Below are 16,154 nucleotides of genomic sequence, written 5' to 3'. Positions count from 1 at the left end.
CATCGTGATCAACGAGATCAAGAAAGACGCAGAAGCAAGAATGCAGAAGACCGTCGAGTCGCTGCATCACAACCTGAACAAGATTCGTACCGGTCGTGCTCATCCCAGCATTCTGGACGCGGTGCAGGTCGAATACTACGGTTCCATGATGCCGCTCAACCAGGTGGCCTCGGTCAACGTCGAGGACGCCCGCACCCTGGCCGTGGTGCCCTGGGAGCAGAGCATGGTGCCGAAGGTCGAGAAGGCCATCATGACCTCCGACCTGGGCCTCAACCCGGCGTCTGCCGGCAACGTGATCCGCGTGCCGATGCCGATGCTGACCGAGGAGACCCGCAAGGGCTACATCAAGCAGGCGCGTCAGGAGGCCGAGAACGCCCGGGTGGCGATCCGCAACGTGCGTCGTGACGCCAACAACGACCTCAAGGCGCTGCTCAAGGACAAGGATATCTCCGAGGACGAGGAGCGTCAGGGCGAGGACGAGATCCAGAAGATCACCGATCGCTTTGTCGCCGAGATCGACAAGACCCTGACCGCCAAGGAAGAGGACCTGATGCAGGTCTGAGGCGCCCTGGCGATACCCGTACTGGCCTGCCTGTGCGGCCGGGAGGGGGCGCGATACCGAGCGGTCACGCCTGGCGTGGCCGGTCGGCCGTTGGGTACTACCGCCGTTCAGCGATCCCTGGCGACTCCGCCATCGGTCATACTGTCTGGACTCCCCGAGTCAGGGATGCCTCGGGGCCTGATTCAACCGTCATGCGAGACACCATGAAGTCAACGCCGTCTCCCGAACTCCGCCCGTTACCGCCGACCGCGAGCCTGCCTCGCCATGTGGCGGTGATCATGGACGGCAACAATCGCTGGGCCAAGGCGCGCGGCCTGTCAGGAGTGCGTGGACACCACGCCGGCGTGGAGGCGGTCAGGGCCGTCATTCGTCGGGCGGCGGAGCGCCGCATCGAGACGCTGACGCTGTTCGCCTTCTCCAGCGAGAACTGGAAGCGCCCGGCGGCCGAGGTCAACGCCTTGATGGAACTGTTCCTGATGGCACTCAAGCGTGAGGTCAAGAAGCTGCATGAGCATGACATCCGGCTGTCGGTGATCGGCGATACCTCGGGGTTTTCCTCGGCCATCCAGAAGCGCATCGAAGAGGCCGAGCGACTGACCTGCGACAACCAGGGGCTGCGCCTGGTGATCGCCGCCAACTACGGTGGTCAGTGGGACATCGCCCGGGCTGCGCGGCGGCTGGCCGAGCGAGTGTCTGCCGGCGAGCTCGACCCGGGCGCCATCGACGAGCAGGCGCTGGCCGATCAGGTCAGTCTGAGTGACGCCGCGCCGGTGGATCTGTGCATTCGCACCAGCGGTGAGCGACGCATCTCGAACTTCCTGTTGTGGCAGCTGGCCTACGCCGAGCTGTACTTCACGCCCGTCCTGTGGCCGGACTTCGATGGCGAGGCCTTCGATGACGCCCTGGAGGATTTCTGCCGGCGCAAGCGCCGTTTCGGCATGACCGACGAACAGCTCGAGGCCCAGGGTGCTTAGACAGCGGATCATCACCGCAGCCTGGCTGGCGCCGCTGGCGCTGGCCGGGCTGTTCGGTCTGGGGGGCGGCCCCTTCGCCCTGTTTACCGCCGCCATCGTGGTGCTGGCGGGCTGGGAGTGGGCCAATCTGGCGGGGCTCGAGCGCGGGGCCTCGCGCCTGCTGCCACCGCTGGTGCTGGTCCTTGGCATGGCGCTGCTGTGGCATTTCGGCCAGCACCTGGCGCTGTGGCCGCTGGTCATTGGCGCGCTGGGCTGGGCGCTGAATCTGTGGTGGGTGCTCGGTCATCCTGGGCGCAGCCATCAGTGGTCCTCGCGGGCGATGCGCCTGGCCATGGGAGCCTGGGTGCTGCTGCCGACCTGGGTCGGCTTCAATCTGCTGCGCGAGAGCGGCAGCGCCTGGCTTCTGTTCGTGCTGCTGCTGGTGTGGGGTGCCGACATCGGCGCCTACTTTGTCGGGCGTGCCCTGGGGCGGCGCAAGCTGGCACCCAACGTCAGCCCCGGCAAGTCCTGGGAGGGCGTCTATGGGGGCATGGCGGTCACCGCTGCGCTGGCGCTGGTGTTCGCGCTGTGGCAGCAGCTGTCGCTGTCGGCCGGTCTGGCGCTGGTGGCGTTGACCCTCGGCGTGACCCTGGTGTCGGTGCTCGGCGATCTGCTCGAGAGTATGCTCAAGCGCCATCGCGGCCTCAAGGACTCCAGCGCGCTGTTGCCGGGGCACGGCGGGGTGCTCGATCGCATCGACAGTCTTACCGCGGCGGTCCCGGTGTTCGCCCTGTTCTTTACCTGGCTGGTGCAAGCATGACGGCATCTGCAGTTTCTGCCTCGTCCCAAACCTCCTCGACCACCATCAAGGGCGTCTCGGTGCTCGGTGCTACCGGCTCCATCGGAACCAGTACCCTGGACGTCATCGCCCGCCACCCCGACCGCTATCGGGTCCACGCTCTCACCGCCCATCGCTCCCGCGAGGCCCTCTATCGTCAGTGCCTGACCCATCGTCCCGACGTGGCGGTGCTCGGCACGCCGACCGACGCCGACTGGCTGGCCACGCAGCTGAAAGAGGCTGGGCTTGCCACCGAGGTGCGTCACGGCGAAGCGGCTCTGGCCGAGGTGGCAAGCGCCCCTGAGGCCGAGGTGGTGATGGCGGCCATCGTCGGCGCGGCGGGCCTGTTGCCGACGCTGGCGGCGGTGCGGGCCGGCAAGCGCGTGCTGCTGGCCAACAAGGAGGCCCTGGTGATGTCCGGGGCCCTGTTCATGAAAGCGGTGGAGCAAAGTGGTGCGGCGCTGCTGCCCATCGACTCCGAGCACAATGCGATCTTCCAGTGTCTGCCTGGCCAGCATCGTGGGGGACTCGGGCGCCACGGCGTGACTCAGCTGCTGCTGACCGCCTCGGGCGGCCCCTTTCGTGGATTCGATGCCGAGCGTCTGGCCCGGGTGACCCCGGATGAGGCCTGCGCCCACCCCAACTGGTCCATGGGGCGCAAGATCTCGGTGGACAGCGCCACCCTGATGAACAAGGGGCTGGAATTGATCGAGGCCTGCTGGCTGTTCGACGCCCGCCCCGAGCAGATCCAGGTGGTGGTGCACCCTCAGAGCGTGATCCATTCCATGGCCGCCTACAGCGATGGCTCGGTGCTGGCGCAGCTCGGCAATCCCGATATGCGCACCCCCATCGCCTACGGCCTGGCCTGGCCCGAGCGGATCGAGGCAGGGGTCGAGGCGCTGGACCTGTTTCAGGTGGCCAGGCTCGACTTCGAACCTGCCGACGAGGCTGCCTTTCCGTGCCTGCGGTTGGCCCGTGAGGCGATGGACGAGGGTGGGCTGCAGCCGGCGGTACTCAACGCTGCCAATGAGGTGGCGGTCGAGGCCTTTCTCGACGGGCGGCTTGGGTTCACCGAGATCCCCCGGCTGGTCGAGGCGGTGCGCGCAGGTGCCCCCGGTGGTGGTGCCGATGATCTGGAGGCGGTACTCGCCGCCGACCATGACGCCCGCGCGCGTGCCCGTGCCTGGCTGGAGGCGTTGTGATGCTCGCGCACCCGGTTGAACCTTTTGCCTTTGGCGCTGCCGGAGCCTGGGAAGCGGCGGCGACGGCGGCCGTCGTGATACAGCCAAGGAGGCTTGCGTGGGCCTGATTCAAAATATTCTGGCCGTGATCGTCGTACTCGGCCTGCTGGTCACCTTCCATGAGTTCGGTCACTTCTGGGTGGCGCGGCGTTGCGGGGTCAAGGTACTGCGCTTCTCGGTAGGTTTCGGTAGCCCGCTGTGGTCACGTTTCGATCGCCATGGCACCGAATTCGCCATCGCCGCGATTCCGCTGGGCGGCTACGTCAAGATGCTCGACGAGCGCGAAGGCGAGGTGCCCGAGGACCAGCTCGATCAGGCGTTCAATCGCAAGTCGGTGTGGGCCCGCATGGCCATCGTTGCGGCGGGTCCGCTGGCCAACTTCCTGCTGGCACTGGTGGCTTACTGGGCGCTGTTCGTCGCCGGGACCACTACGGTGGTGCCGGTGGTGGGTGACGTCACCCCGCAGACGCCAGCGGCCGAGGCTGGCCTAGAGTCGGGGATGGAGCTGACCGCCATCGGTGGCGAGACGGTGCGCTCCTGGGACGAGGTCAATCTCAAGCTGGTGGCGGCCATCGGCGCCAGTGGCAGCCTGGAGATCGAGGCCCGCGGGGAGGGCTCGAGTGCCTCCCGCAGCTATCGCGCGCCGGTCGAGAACTGGCTGGTGGGGCAGGACCCGCCCGCGCCGCTGGCAACGCTCGGTATCGCCCCCTGGCGTCCCGACATGCCTGCCGTCATCGGCCAGGTGATGGAAGGGGAGCCCGCGGCCGAGGCAGGGTTGCAAGCCGGTGATCGTGTGCTGAGTATCGACGATCGCGCGGTGAGTGACTGGCCTGATCTGGTCGAGCGGGTCAGAGCGCGACCCGGCCAGACGCTGTCGCTGGAGGTCGAGCGTGACGGCGAGTCGAAGGCGCTGAGTCTGACGCCGCGGATCAACCGGCTGGATGATGGAAGCGAGATCGGCTATATCGGTGCCGGCGTTGCCCCGGTAGACTGGCCCCAGCAGTACCAGCGGGAAATCCGCTACGGCCCCCTGGACGCAGTGGGGCAGGCGGCCTCACGTACCGCCGAGATGACGCTTCTGACGTTCGACGCCGTGCGCAAGATGTTGGTCGGCCTGATTTCGCCGACCAATCTGTCCGGGCCCATCACCATCGCTCGGATCGCCGGTGACACGGCGCGTTCCGGGCTCGAGAGCTTCATCAACTTCATGGCCTATCTGTCGATCAGCCTTGGGGTGCTCAACCTGCTGCCGATTCCGGTGCTCGATGGCGGCCATCTGCTGTACTACCTGGTCGAAGCGGTACGTGGGCGCCCGGTGTCCGAGCGCACCCAGGCCGTTGGCCTCAAGGTCGGGCTGGCGCTGGTGGGCACCCTGATGATCATGGCCCTGTACTTCGATGTGATGCGCTTGTGGTAGAAGTTGCCCCCGCCATCGACGTGGTGCGTGCGCAACAACGAGCGCCCAGGTGAATCGCGCTTTGCCGGGGACGTCACCAAGCGAGACGCCGCCGCCAACTTGTCAGTAAGGCGGAGAAATGTATAAGGTGCCTGTCTGGACAGGTACGCTGACTCAACGCGAGCGAAACGACTGCATGAAAATCAAGACCATCGGATTGGCGACACTCTTGACCGCCTGTGCCCAGGTGGCGCACGCGGCCCCTTTCACCGTGTCGGACATTCGCGTGGAAGGCCTTCAACGGGTCTCTGCGGCTTCCGTCTTCAATGCTTTTCCCGTCAACGCTCGCGATCGAGTGGACGACAGTGAACTGGCCGAAGCGGCTCGCCAGCTGTTTGCCACCGGACTGTTCGAAGATATCCAGCTGGCCCGTGAAGGCGACGTCCTGATCATCCAGGTGGAGGAGCGCCCGACGATCTCGGCGCTGAATATCGAAGGCAACTCCCAGATTCCCGACGAGGACCTGCGTGCGGGCCTCAAGCAGGCCGGCATCAGCGAAGGCCAGGTGCTGCAGCTCTCGACCATCGACGAGATGAAGCGTGAGCTGGAAGGCCTCTACCAGTCCCAGGGCCGCTACAGCGCGCGCATCGACACTGAGCTGACGCCGGTGGGCCAGGGCCGGGTGCGGGTCGACATCAACATCAATGAAGGTGCGGTCGCCAAGATCCGCCAGATCAACATCGTCGGCAATGAAGCCTATTCCGACGAGATCCTGCTCGACGAGTTCGAGCTCGAGGACGATCCCGGTCTGTTCTTCGGCTGGTTCTCCGCCGACGAGTACTCCCGCGAGGCGCTGGCTGGCGACCTGGAGCGGCTGCGCTCCTACTACCTAGACCGCGGCTACGTGAACTTCGAGATCACCTCGAGCCAGGTATCGATCAGCCCGGACAAGTCGCGCATCTTCATCACCATCAACGTCAATGAAGGCAATCGCTACCGGGTCGGCGACATCAGCTTCGTTGGTGATCTCAAGGTGGCCGAGGCCGAGGCCCGCGAGCTGCTGCAGTTCGAATCCGGTGATATCTTCTCGCGCAGCGACGTGGTGGCGTCCTCCGAGGCCATGCGCTCACGCCTGGGTGCGGAGGGCTTTGCCTTCGCCGAGGTCAATGGTATCCCCGAGGTGCGCAGCGACGGCGAGACGGTGGACCTGAGCTTCCAGGTGGCGCCGGGGCGTCGCGCCTACGTACGGCGTATCCAGTTCGTCGGCAACACCACCACCAAGGATGAAGTGCTGCGCCGCGAGATGATCCAGATGGAGAGCGCGCCTGCCTCCACCGAGGCCATCTCCCAGTCGCGCCAGCGCCTCGAGCGCCTTGGCTTCTTCAAGCAGGTGCAGGTGCAGACCGAGCCGGTCCCCGGCGAGAGCGACCAGCTCGACGTCACCTACACCGTCGAGGAACAGCCCTCAGGCTCGCTGTCGGCGAGTCTCGGCTTCTCCCAGAGTGCCGGCGTCATCTACGGTGCCTCGCTGTCCCAGAACAACTTCCTGGGTAGCGGCAACCGGGTCAATATCGGCGCCCAGAAGAGTGATACCTACACCAGCGTCAACTTCGGCTTCACCGATCCCTACTGGACCTTGGACGGCATCTCCCGCGGCTACAACTTCTACTACCGGGCCACGGACTACGAAGATTCCGACATCTCCACCTACTCCACCGATGCCCTCGGTGCCGGGATCAACTTCGGCTACCCGATCAACGAGCTGACGCGGATGAACTTCGGCGCCAACATCGAGAAGCTCGAGATCGACACCTACGATGACACCCCGTCGGAGATCAAGCGTTACGTGCTCGACGAGGGTGACGACGCCAGTACCCTGTCGGCCACCGGCAGCTGGACCCGCAACGACCTCAACCGCGGCATCATGCCGACGGCGGGTAATTACCAGCGGCTGTCGCTGGAACTCGGGGTGCCCGGCAGTGACGCCGAGTACTACAAGGCCAGGGCCCAGGCCAAGCACTTCTTCCCGTTCAACGAAGAGCAGACCTGGTCGTTGAAGTTCAGTGGCCAGCTGGGCTACGCCGATGCCATCAATTCGAGCGACCCCTATCCGTTCTACGAGAACTTCCTCGCCGGTGGCCTGGGCTCGGTGCGTGGTTTCACCGACAACACCCTTGGCCAGCTCACCACCGAACGTGAGGACGGTGATGACGAGACCCTCGGCGGTAACGTGCTGCTCGAGGGCAGCATGGAGCTGATCTTCCCGATGCCGTTCGTCGAGGACAAGCGCTCGGTGCAGCCGTCGCTGTTCGTCGATGCCGGTAACACCTTCCTCACCGAGTGCTACGACGTGCTGTCCGAGGACGAGGATCGCAAGAAGTGCAACTCCGGGGTGGAATTCAGCGATATACGCTACAGTGTGGGCGTGGGCGTCTCCTGGCTGACGCCGGTGGGTCCCCTGACCTTCAGCGTGGCCGAGCCGCTCAATGACGAGGACGAGGACGACACCCAGGTGTTCCAGTTCTCGCTGGGTCAGACCTTCTGATGAGGACAGGCGGCCGTCGCCGCTGGCTGGTGTGGTTGGCGCTGGCCGCTGCACTGAGCAGCCCGGTGTCGGCATCGGCGTCCCAGGTGGCGGTGCTCGACTGGCGTCGCGCCGTGCTCGACACCGAGGCCGCCCGCAGTGCCATGCAGAGCCTGCAGCAACAGGTCGCACCCTGGCAGCGCGAGGCCGAGACGCTACGCCTTGAGCTCGAGGCCCTGGCCGACGACCTGGCGGCTGCCGAAGGGCAGCCGAGCCCCTCACGGGTTCAGGAATTTCAGCGAAAAGGGCAGCGTTTCGATCGCCTCAGACGTGATATCCTCGAGGCTCGCCAGGAAGCCGAACAGCGTTTGATAAGTCGCCTGGAAGGCAGGGTCGACCAGGCGGTCGCTCAGGTCATCGAGCGTCACGAGGTCGAGGTGCTGGTGACACCGGACGGTGTCCTGCACAGCGGTCGTGATCTGCCGGACCTGACGGCCGAGGTCACCCGGCTGCTCAACACGTACTGAGGGAATCGCCGACAGCGCCTGTCCCGAATTCCGTCGTCACCGCATTACGGTCATACATGAAATCGACACGTACACAGCCAAACCTCTCCGATATCGCCTCTCGCCTGGGCGCTCGCCTGCACGGTGACGGCAGCCAACGTATCGTTGGCCTGGCGACGCTCAAGGACGCCGGCCCCGATCAGGTGAGCTTTCTTGCCAATCGCGCCTATCTGAAGGACCTGCCGTCCACCCGGGCGGCGGCGGTACTGCTGCACGCCGACCATCTCGACGCCTGCCCGGTGCCAGCGCTGGTACTGGACAATCCCTACCTCGGCTACGCCGAGCTTTCGCGCATGCTTGACCCCCAGGCCGACGCGCACCAGCCGGGCATCCATCCCAGTGCGGTGGTGGCCGAGGACGCCAGTCTGGGTGCCGACGTCTCGATCGGCCCCAATGCGGTGATCGAGTCAGGTGCTCGCCTGGGGGATCGTGTGGTGGTCGGGCCCGGTTCGGTGGTCGGGGCGGACTGCGAGATCGGCGAGGACGGTTTCCTGCACGCCAACGTCACCCTCTATCACGGCGTGGTCGTCGGCAAGCGTGTCATCTTGCACAGCGGTTGTGTGATCGGTGGCGATGGCTTCGGTTTTGCCCACGACGGTGGCGGCTGGCGCAAGATCGCCCAGCTCGGTGGCGCGGTGCTCGGCGATGATGTCGAGGTCGGCAGTTGCTCGAGCATCGACCGTGGGGCGCTGGGTGACACCGTGATCGGCAATGACGTCAAGATCGACAGCCAGGTGCAGATCGCCCACAACGTGCACATCGGTGACCACAGCGCCCTGGCCGGGTGTGTCGGCATCGCCGGTTCCACCCGGGTGGGCCGCCACTGCATGCTGGGTGGCGGCGTGGGGCTGTCCGGCCACCTGACCATCTGCGACGGCGTCCAGGTCACCGGCATGAGCCTGGTGACCAACTCCATCCTCGAACCCGGGGTCTATTCCTCGGGCACCGGGGCCATGGAAAACAGTCAGTGGCGCCGCAATGCGGTGCGTTTCAAGCAGCTCGACAGTATCGCCAAGCGGGTCAATCGTCTGGAGAAGCGAGGCTCCGGCGAGGCTTGAGGGGCGGGTACAGGTCGGTATAATCCACCGCCTATTTGCCGGTATGGTGCCCTTGGCCCCCGCCGGTCATGTCCTTCCAGGGAGAAGGGCTCTTGTCATTTCAGAGGTCGCTACGATGGTTATGGACATCAACGAGATTCGCGAATATCTGCCCCACCGCTATCCTTTTCTGCTGGTGGATCGGGTCACGGAACTGACCCTTGGCGAAACCATCGTTGCCTACAAGAACGTCAGCATCAACGAGCCGTTCTTCAATGGTCACTTCCCCCATCACCCGATCATGCCCGGCGTGCTGGTGGTGGAAGCGCTGGCCCAGGCCTGCGGTATCCTGGGCTTCAAGACCGTCAACAAGCTGCCCGCCGATGGCTATGTGTACTACCTGGTCGGAAGTGACAACGTGCGCTTCAAGCGCCCGGTGATGCCCGGCGACAAGCTTGAGCTGCGCGCTGAGGTCGAGCGGGCCAAGCGGGGTATCTGGAAGTTCAAGTGCCGTGCCACCGTGGAAGGCGAGCTGGCCTGTGAGGCCGACATCATCTGTGCCGAGAGGAAGATCGCTTGATACATCCGACCGCCATCGTAGACCCCGGCGCCCGCCTGGCCGACGATGTCGAGGTGGGGCCCTTCAGTGTGATCGGCCCAGACGTCGAGATTGGCGCCGGGTCGGTCATCGGCCCCCACGTCGTGGTGCAGGGCCCCACCGTGCTGGGCGAGCGTACCCGCATCTTCCAGTTTGCCTCGGTGGGGGAGGCCTGCCAGGACAAGAAGTACCAGGGCGAGCCGACCCGCCTGGTGATGGGTGACGACAACGTCGTGCGCGAGGGCGTCACCCTGCACCGGGGCACCGTTCAGGATCGCAGCGAGACCACGATCGGCTCGCGCAACCTGTTCATGGCCTACGTCCACGTCGGCCATGACTGCGTGATCGGCGACGACTGCATCCTGGCCAATCAGGTCACCCTGGCGGGCCACGTGCACCTGGGCGACTTCGCGATCATTGGCGGGCTATCCGCCATCCATCAGTTCTGTCGTTTTGGCTCCCACGCCATGGCAGGCGGTGGCTCGATCATCACCAAGGACACCCCGGACTTCGTGATGATCAACGGCAATCCGGCCCAGGCCCACGGACTCAACGTGGTCGGGCTCAAGCGCCGCGGCTTTGCGACGGAAGCCATCCGCGCCCTCAGCGAGTCCTACAAGCTGGTGTACCGCCAGGGGCTCACCGTGGAACAGGCCATCGGCGAGATCCGCCAGCGCTTCTCGCTGGCCGAGACCGAAGCCTTCGTGGCCTCCATCGAGGCGTCCTCGCGGGGCATCATCCGCTAGGCAGTCATCGGCCCGGCGGTCGGCGCCCGCAGCGGCGGGCGTCAGCCCCAGTGTCGTCGGCCATCTTGATGGCCGTCGTCGGCTTGGGCACCCTTCCATCGTCAGACTTGTTCAGCCAGTCAGGGATCCGTCATGACACACGCTGCACGCGATGTCGCCAGCGAGGCAGGCTCAATCCGCCGCGTCTACCTGGTGGCCGGTGAACTGTCCGGCGATATTCTCGGCGCAAGCCTGATGCGCGCGCTCAAGGCGCGTCATCCCGAGGTGGCATTCCGAGGACTGGGTGGCCCGCGCATGATCGCCGAGGGGCTCGAGTCGTTGTATCCGCTGGAGACCCTGTCGGTGATGGGGCTGGTGGAGGTGATCAAGCACCTGCCAGAGCTGATCCGCGTGCGCCGTACCCTGCGCCGGGATGCACTGGACTGGGAACCCGACATCATGGTCGGAATCGACGCCCCGGACTTCAATCTTGGCCTCGAGCGCCAGCTGCGCGAATCAGGTGTCACCACCGCCCACTACGTCAGCCCGTCTGTATGGGCCTGGCGTCAGGGGCGGGTCAAGGGCATCGCCCGCTCGGTGGACGCCATGCTGACCTTTCTGCCGTTCGAGGCGGCCTTCTACGTCAAGCACCGGGTGCCGGTGGCCTTCGTCGGCCATCCGTTGGCCGACGAACTGCCGCTGGTCAACGACCGCCGGGCCACGCGCGAGGCGCTGGGGATTGCCGCCGACGCCCGGGTGCTGGCGTTGCTGCCCGGCTCCCGGCGCAACGAGATCCGCTTCATGGGGGAGACCTTCCTGGAGGCTGCCGAGCGCCTGGTCAAGGCAAGGCCGGGGCTTGCGGTGGTGATCCCGGCGGCCACGCCCGAGCGCAGGCAGGAGCTCGAGGCGCTGCTGGCCGCGCGGCCGGCGCTTGCGGCCTGCGTCAGCCTGCTCGATGGCCAGGCCCGGGAGGCCATGGTGGCAAGCGACCTGGTGCTGCTGGCTTCCGGCACCGCGGCGCTGGAGGCGATGCTGTGTCATCGCCCCATGCTGGTGGGCTACCGCATGGCGCCGATGACCCATCGCATCGCTCGGCTGATGGTCAAGACCGAGTGGATCTCGCTGCCCAATCTGATCGCCCGCGAATCGCTGGTGCCGGAGTTGATTCAGGACGAGGCCAGCAGCGAGGCCATTGCCACCCGCCTGGGCGAGTTGCTTGACGATGAAGCGGCGCGGACGGCGCTCGAGGCTCGCTTTGCCGCCATGCACGAGGGGCTGCAGCGTGACGCCAGCCGGCGTGCGGCGGAGGCCATCGAAGCGCTGGTAGCGGGGCAGCCGTTGCCGGACAGCGTATCGCCTCGGCTGGCCGAGGAGGTGGCCGAGGCCACGGCTGATGAAACGGATGATGTCCGTCAGGAGGCAAGCGGTGGCCGCTGAAGCGAAGTCCAGGCGCAGCAACAAGCCTGCCTTGCCGCCGCTGGTGGTGAACTATGATGGCAGCTTGCTGGCCGGTGTCGATGAGGTTGGTCGAGGGCCGCTGGTGGGCTCGGTGGTGGCAGCGGCGGTGATCCTCGATCCCTCGGTGCCGATCAGCGGACTCAATGACTCCAAGGCACTGAGTGCCAAGCGTCGCGAGGCGCTCGACGGCCAGATACGCGAGCATGCACTGGCCTACCATGTGGCCGAGGCGAGCCCCGAAGAGATCGACCGCCTCAATATCTATCACGCCACCCATCTGGCGATGCGCCGGGCCATCGATGGCCTGGCGCCGACTCCTGAGTACCTGCTGGTGGACGGCAATCGGCTGCCCGGGCATCATGTTCCGGGCCAGGCCGTGGTCAAGGGCGATGCCCGCCATCCGGCCATCGCCGCCGCCTCCATCCTGGCCAAGGTGGCCCGTGACGCGGCCATGCTGGCCCTCGACGAGCGCTATCCCGACTACGGCTTCGCCCGCCACAAGGGCTACCCGACGCCTGAGCATCTGGCCGCGCTCGAACGCCTCGGGCCGCTGGCCGAGCATCGCCGATCGTTTGCACCGGTAAAGCGTCAGTTGGCGCTGTTCTGACCCGTTTTCACACACCCGCCACGGCGGGTCGAGGTAAGGCTTTCTCATGTCCGCTCCCTTCGTTCATCTTCGCGTCCACAGCGAGTTCTCCCTCGTCGATGGCCTGGTGCGCCTCAAGCCGTACGTCAAGGCGGGCATCGAGCACGGGGCGCCGGCGCTGGCGCTGACCGACGAGGCCAACCTGTTCGGCCTGGTGAAGTTCTACAACGGTGTCCAGGGCGCCGGCATGAAGCCGGTCATCGGCGCAGATCTGTGGCTGGTCAACGGCCACGACCTGGATCACCCCTATCGGGTGACCCTGCTGGCGATGAACGACGTCGGCTACCGCAATCTGACCGAGCTGATCTCGCGTGGCTGGGTCGAGGGCCAGCGCCAGGGGCGGGCCTACCTGGAGAAGGCCTGGGTGCTCGAGCAGAACGAGGGGCTGATTGCGCTGTCTGGTGGTCGCGACGGCGATGTCGGTCGCCACCTGCTCAGCGATCTTCACGCTGATGCCAGGCGCCTGCTGGACGACTGGTGCCAGGCCTTCCCGGGACGTTTCTATCTGGAGCTGACCCGTACCGGCCGCCCGCTGGAAGAAGACTGTGTACACGCCTCGGTGGCGTTGGCGCTGGACACCGGGGTGCCGGTGGTGGCCACCAACGACGTGCGCTTTTTGAAGCGTGAGGACTTCTGGGCCCACGAGACCCGGGTCTCCATCGGTGAGGGCAAGGCGCTCGACGATCCCCGACGTGAGCGCCGTTACACCGAAGAGCAGTACCTGAAGTCGCCCCAGGAGATGGCCGAGCTGTTCGCCGATATCCCCGAGGCGCTGGAAAACAGCGTGATGATCGCTGCGCGCTGCAACGTCGACGTGCGTCTGGGCGAGATATTCCTGCCGGAGTACGGCATCCCCGAGGGCATGACCCAGGACGAGTTCTTCCGCAAGATCTCCCACGACGGTCTGACTGAGCGCCTTGATGCGCTCTATCCGGTGGCCCAGCACCCCCGCGACAGCGACGAATGGGCGGCCCTCGAGCAACGCTACCGCGAGCGCCTGGACTTCGAGCTGAACATCATTCTGCAGATGGGGTTCCCTGGCTACTTCCTGATCGTGATGGACTTCATCCAGTGGGCCAAGGACAACGACGTGCCGGTGGGGCCGGGGCGGGGGTCCGGTGCCGGCTCGCTGGTGGCCTACGCCCAGAAGATCACCGACCTCGACCCGATCCAGTACGACCTGCTGTTCGAGCGCTTCCTCAACCCGGAACGTGTCTCCATGCCCGACTTCGACGTCGACTTCTGCATGGAGAAGCGCGACCGGGTCATCGACTACGTGGCCGAGCGCTATGGCCGCAACGCGGTGTCCCAGATCGTCACCTTCGGCACCATGGCGGCCAAGGCGGTGGTTCGCGACGTGGCCCGGGCCCAGGGCAAGCCCTATTCGCTGGGTGACAAGCTGTCCAAGCTGATCCCCTTCGAGGTCGGCATGACCCTGGCCAAGGCCATCGAGGAGGAGCCTCAGCTCAAGGAGTTCCTCGAGGCCGACGAGGAGGCCCAGGAAATCTGGGACATGGCGCTCAAGCTCGAGGGCGTGACCCGAGGCACCGGCAAGCACGCCGGTGGCGTGGTGATCGCCCCCACCAAGCTGACCGACTTCTCTCCGCTGTTGTGCGATGAAGACGGCTCCGGCCTGGTGGTGCAGTTCGACAAGAACGATATCGAGGACGCCGGCCTGGTCAAGTTCGACTTTCTTGGCCTGCGCACCCTGACCATCATCGACTGGGCGTTGGAGATGGTCGACAAGGTGCGCTCGAAGGAGGGCCAGGGACCGCTCGATATCGACACCATTCCGCTGGATGACGGCAAGACCTTCGAGATGCTCAAGAAGGCCGAGACCACCGCCGTGTTCCAGCTCGAATCCCGCGGCATGAAGGAGCTGATCAAGCGCCTGCTGCCGGACTCGCTGGAGGACATGATCGCCCTGGTGGCGCTGTTCCGTCCCGGTCCGCTTCAGTCCGGCATGGTCGACGACTTCATCAACCGCAAGCACGGTCGGGCGGAGATTTCCTATCCGCACCCGGACTATCAGCATGATCTGCTCAAGCCGGTGCTGCAGCCCACCTACGGCATCATCCTGTACCAGGAGCAGGTGATGCAGATCGCCCAGGTGATGGCTGGCTACTCGCTGGGCCAGGCCGACCTGTTGCGTCGTGCCATGGGCAAGAAGAAGCCGGAAGAGATGGCCAAGCAGCGCGCCGGCTTCATGGAGGGCTGCGCGGCCAACGGCATCGATGCCGACCTGGCGGGCAACATCTTCGACCTGGTGGAGAAGTTCGCCGGCTACGGCTTCAACAAGTCGCACTCCGCCGCCTACGCCCTGGTGTCCTACCAGACCGCCTGGCTCAAGGCCCACTATCCGGGTCCCTTCATGGCGGCGGTAATGTCCACCGAGATGGACAACCTCGACAAGGTTGTGCCGCTGATCGAGGAGTGTCGTCACCTCAAGCTGACGGTGACCCCGCCGGACGTCAATGTCGGTGGCTACAAGTTCACCGTCGACGAAGAGGGGCGGGTGGTCTACGGCCTGGGCGCGATCCGCGGGGTGGGCGAAGGTCCCATCGGCGCCATCGTCGAGGCGCGCAGCGCAGACGGCCCCTTCAGCGACCTGTTCGACTTCTGTCGGCGGATCGACCCCAAGCGCATGAACAAGCGTACCCTGGAGGCCTTGATCCGCTCCGGGGCGCTGGACAACCTGGGGCCAAACCGCGCCGTGCTGGCCGCCTCGCTGGATGACGCCCTGAAGGCCGCGGCCCAGAGCCACAAGAACCAGAGCGCCGGGATGATGGATCTGTTTGGCGAGGCCTTCGCCCCGGACGAGGACGACAGCGCCAGCGATCCCTACGCCGACTATCTGCGCGTGCGTGAGTGGAGCGACCGCGAGCGCCTGGCCGGCGAGAAGGACACCCTGGGCCTCTACCTGACCGGCCATCCCATCGATGAATACGAGGAAGAGCTTTCGCGTTTCGTCTCGACCCGCATCGCCGACTTGAAACCGTCCCGCGAGCCCCAGCGGGTCGCCGGCCTGGTGGTGGCCCAGCGCACCATGAAGTCCAAGCGTGGCGACACCATGGCGTTCGTGACCCTGGACGACCGTACCGGACGCATCGAGGCGTCGCTGTTCGGTGAGCTCTACGACAGCGTGCGCGAGCAGCTCGACAACGCCGAGGTGCTGATCATCGAAGGTGAGGTGTCCAGCGATGACTACTCCGGCGGCCTGCGCCTGCGCGGCAAGGAGGTCACCCCCATGGTCCAGGCGCGCTCGCGCTTCGGTCAGGCGGTGGAAGTGTCGGTGGATGGTCGTGAGGCCAACGGTCGACTGATCGACAGCCTGCGCACGAGCCTCGAGCCGCATCGTCACCAGGAAGGCCTGCCGGTGCGCCTGCGCTACCGCAATCTGGAGGCCACCGGCTGGCTCGAACTCGACGAGCAGTGGAAGGTGCTGCCATCCGACGACCTGCTGATCGCGCTGCGTGAGGTCGAGGGCCAGGACGGCGTCCGCCTCAAGTATCGCTAGCGGCGCGGGGTTGCGAGGGCGCCTCTAAGACGATCTTGACCCGCTGCGCCTTGCGTGGCCCGGTCAGGGTGCGATAATGCACACCACTTTTTC

Annotated in this window: 13 protein-coding genes; all 13 read left to right on the top strand. The window is 65.8% G+C overall.

Annotation, left to right across the window (positions count from 1 at the left end):
* The first annotated feature begins 4 nt into the window (after positions 1-4).
* The 13 genes from frr to dnaE all read left to right on the top strand — a co-directional run bounded on the left by frr (position 5) and on the right by dnaE (position 16,061).
* The gene (frr, locus tag KUV74_RS08180; RefSeq protein WP_045991183.1) at positions 5-562 is read left to right on the top strand and encodes a ribosome recycling factor; all 558 of its coding nucleotides are present in this window, start codon (positions 5-7) and stop codon (positions 560-562) included.
* A gap of 203 nt (positions 563-765) precedes the next feature.
* Positions 766-1,536, top strand: a complete 771-nt coding sequence (uppS, locus tag KUV74_RS08175) for a polyprenyl diphosphate synthase (protein WP_261395198.1) — start codon at positions 766-768, stop codon at positions 1,534-1,536.
* Positions 1,529-2,335 (top strand): phosphatidate cytidylyltransferase, encoded by an 807-nt coding sequence (locus KUV74_RS08170; RefSeq protein ID WP_222516072.1) that lies wholly within the window; start codon positions 1,529-1,531, stop codon positions 2,333-2,335. The genes uppS and KUV74_RS08170 overlap by 8 nt, the downstream gene beginning before the upstream one ends.
* On the top strand, positions 2,332-3,555 hold the full coding sequence (gene ispC / locus KUV74_RS08165; RefSeq protein ID WP_108449741.1) for a 1-deoxy-D-xylulose-5-phosphate reductoisomerase: 1,224 nt from the start codon (positions 2,332-2,334) through the stop codon (positions 3,553-3,555). Before KUV74_RS08170 ends, ispC begins: the two co-directional genes overlap by 4 nt.
* Before the next feature lie 97 nt (positions 3,556-3,652).
* Entirely contained in the window at positions 3,653-5,011 is a 1,359-nt protein-coding gene (rseP, locus tag KUV74_RS08160) for an RIP metalloprotease RseP (protein WP_222516071.1), read from the top strand.
* Positions 5,012-5,186: 175 nt separating this feature from the next.
* Positions 5,187-7,535 (top strand): outer membrane protein assembly factor BamA, encoded by a 2,349-nt coding sequence (bamA, locus tag KUV74_RS08155; RefSeq protein ID WP_181248592.1) that lies wholly within the window; start codon positions 5,187-5,189, stop codon positions 7,533-7,535.
* Positions 7,535-8,041, top strand: coding sequence for an OmpH family outer membrane protein (locus tag KUV74_RS08150; protein WP_222516070.1), 507 nt, complete (start codon positions 7,535-7,537; stop codon positions 8,039-8,041). Before bamA ends, KUV74_RS08150 begins: the two co-directional genes overlap by 1 nt.
* Before the next feature lie 56 nt (positions 8,042-8,097).
* On the top strand, positions 8,098-9,138 hold the full coding sequence (gene lpxD, locus KUV74_RS08145; RefSeq protein WP_045991178.1) for a UDP-3-O-(3-hydroxymyristoyl)glucosamine N-acyltransferase: 1,041 nt from the start codon (positions 8,098-8,100) through the stop codon (positions 9,136-9,138).
* A gap of 115 nt (positions 9,139-9,253) precedes the next feature.
* Positions 9,254-9,697, top strand: coding sequence for a 3-hydroxyacyl-ACP dehydratase FabZ (fabZ, locus tag KUV74_RS08140; RefSeq protein WP_045991177.1), 444 nt, complete (start codon positions 9,254-9,256; stop codon positions 9,695-9,697).
* The gene (lpxA, locus tag KUV74_RS08135; RefSeq protein ID WP_045991176.1) at positions 9,694-10,461 is read left to right on the top strand and encodes an acyl-ACP--UDP-N-acetylglucosamine O-acyltransferase; all 768 of its coding nucleotides are present in this window, start codon (positions 9,694-9,696) and stop codon (positions 10,459-10,461) included. Before fabZ ends, lpxA begins: the two co-directional genes overlap by 4 nt.
* A gap of 132 nt (positions 10,462-10,593) precedes the next feature.
* Complete coding sequence (gene lpxB, locus KUV74_RS08130) at positions 10,594-11,877, top strand: lipid-A-disaccharide synthase (protein ID WP_108449744.1); 1,284 nt, start codon at positions 10,594-10,596, stop codon at positions 11,875-11,877.
* Positions 11,867-12,505, top strand: a complete 639-nt coding sequence (rnhB, locus tag KUV74_RS08125) for a ribonuclease HII (RefSeq protein WP_315900734.1) — start codon at positions 11,867-11,869, stop codon at positions 12,503-12,505. The genes lpxB and rnhB overlap by 11 nt, the downstream gene beginning before the upstream one ends.
* Before the next feature lie 46 nt (positions 12,506-12,551).
* Positions 12,552-16,061 (top strand): DNA polymerase III subunit alpha, encoded by a 3,510-nt coding sequence (gene dnaE, locus KUV74_RS08120; RefSeq protein WP_222516069.1) that lies wholly within the window; start codon positions 12,552-12,554, stop codon positions 16,059-16,061.
* Positions 16,062-16,154 lie beyond the last annotated feature (93 nt).

This window comes from Halomonas sp. DP1Y21-3 (assembly GCF_019801245.1).
Taxonomy (GTDB): domain Bacteria; phylum Pseudomonadota; class Gammaproteobacteria; order Pseudomonadales; family Halomonadaceae; genus Halomonas; species Halomonas litopenaei.
This window is presented reverse-complemented; position numbering and strand designations above follow the sequence as displayed.

Bases quoted from the DNA above. Each gene is read 5' to 3' on its own strand.
- uppS (WP_261395198.1), top strand. From the start codon at position 766: ATGAAGTCAACGCCGTCTCCCGAACTCCGCCCGTTACCGCCGACCGCG.
- ispC (WP_108449741.1), top strand. From the start codon at position 2,332: ATGACGGCATCTGCAGTTTCTGCCTCGTCCCAAACCTCCTCGACCACC.
- bamA (WP_181248592.1), top strand. From the start codon at position 5,187: ATGAAAATCAAGACCATCGGATTGGCGACACTCTTGACCGCCTGTGCC.
- KUV74_RS08150 (WP_222516070.1), top strand. From the start codon at position 7,535: ATGAGGACAGGCGGCCGTCGCCGCTGGCTGGTGTGGTTGGCGCTGGCC.
- lpxD (WP_045991178.1), top strand. From the start codon at position 8,098: ATGAAATCGACACGTACACAGCCAAACCTCTCCGATATCGCCTCTCGC.
- fabZ (WP_045991177.1), top strand. From the start codon at position 9,254: ATGGTTATGGACATCAACGAGATTCGCGAATATCTGCCCCACCGCTAT.
- lpxB (WP_108449744.1), top strand. From the start codon at position 10,594: ATGACACACGCTGCACGCGATGTCGCCAGCGAGGCAGGCTCAATCCGC.
- dnaE (WP_222516069.1), top strand. From the start codon at position 12,552: ATGTCCGCTCCCTTCGTTCATCTTCGCGTCCACAGCGAGTTCTCCCTC.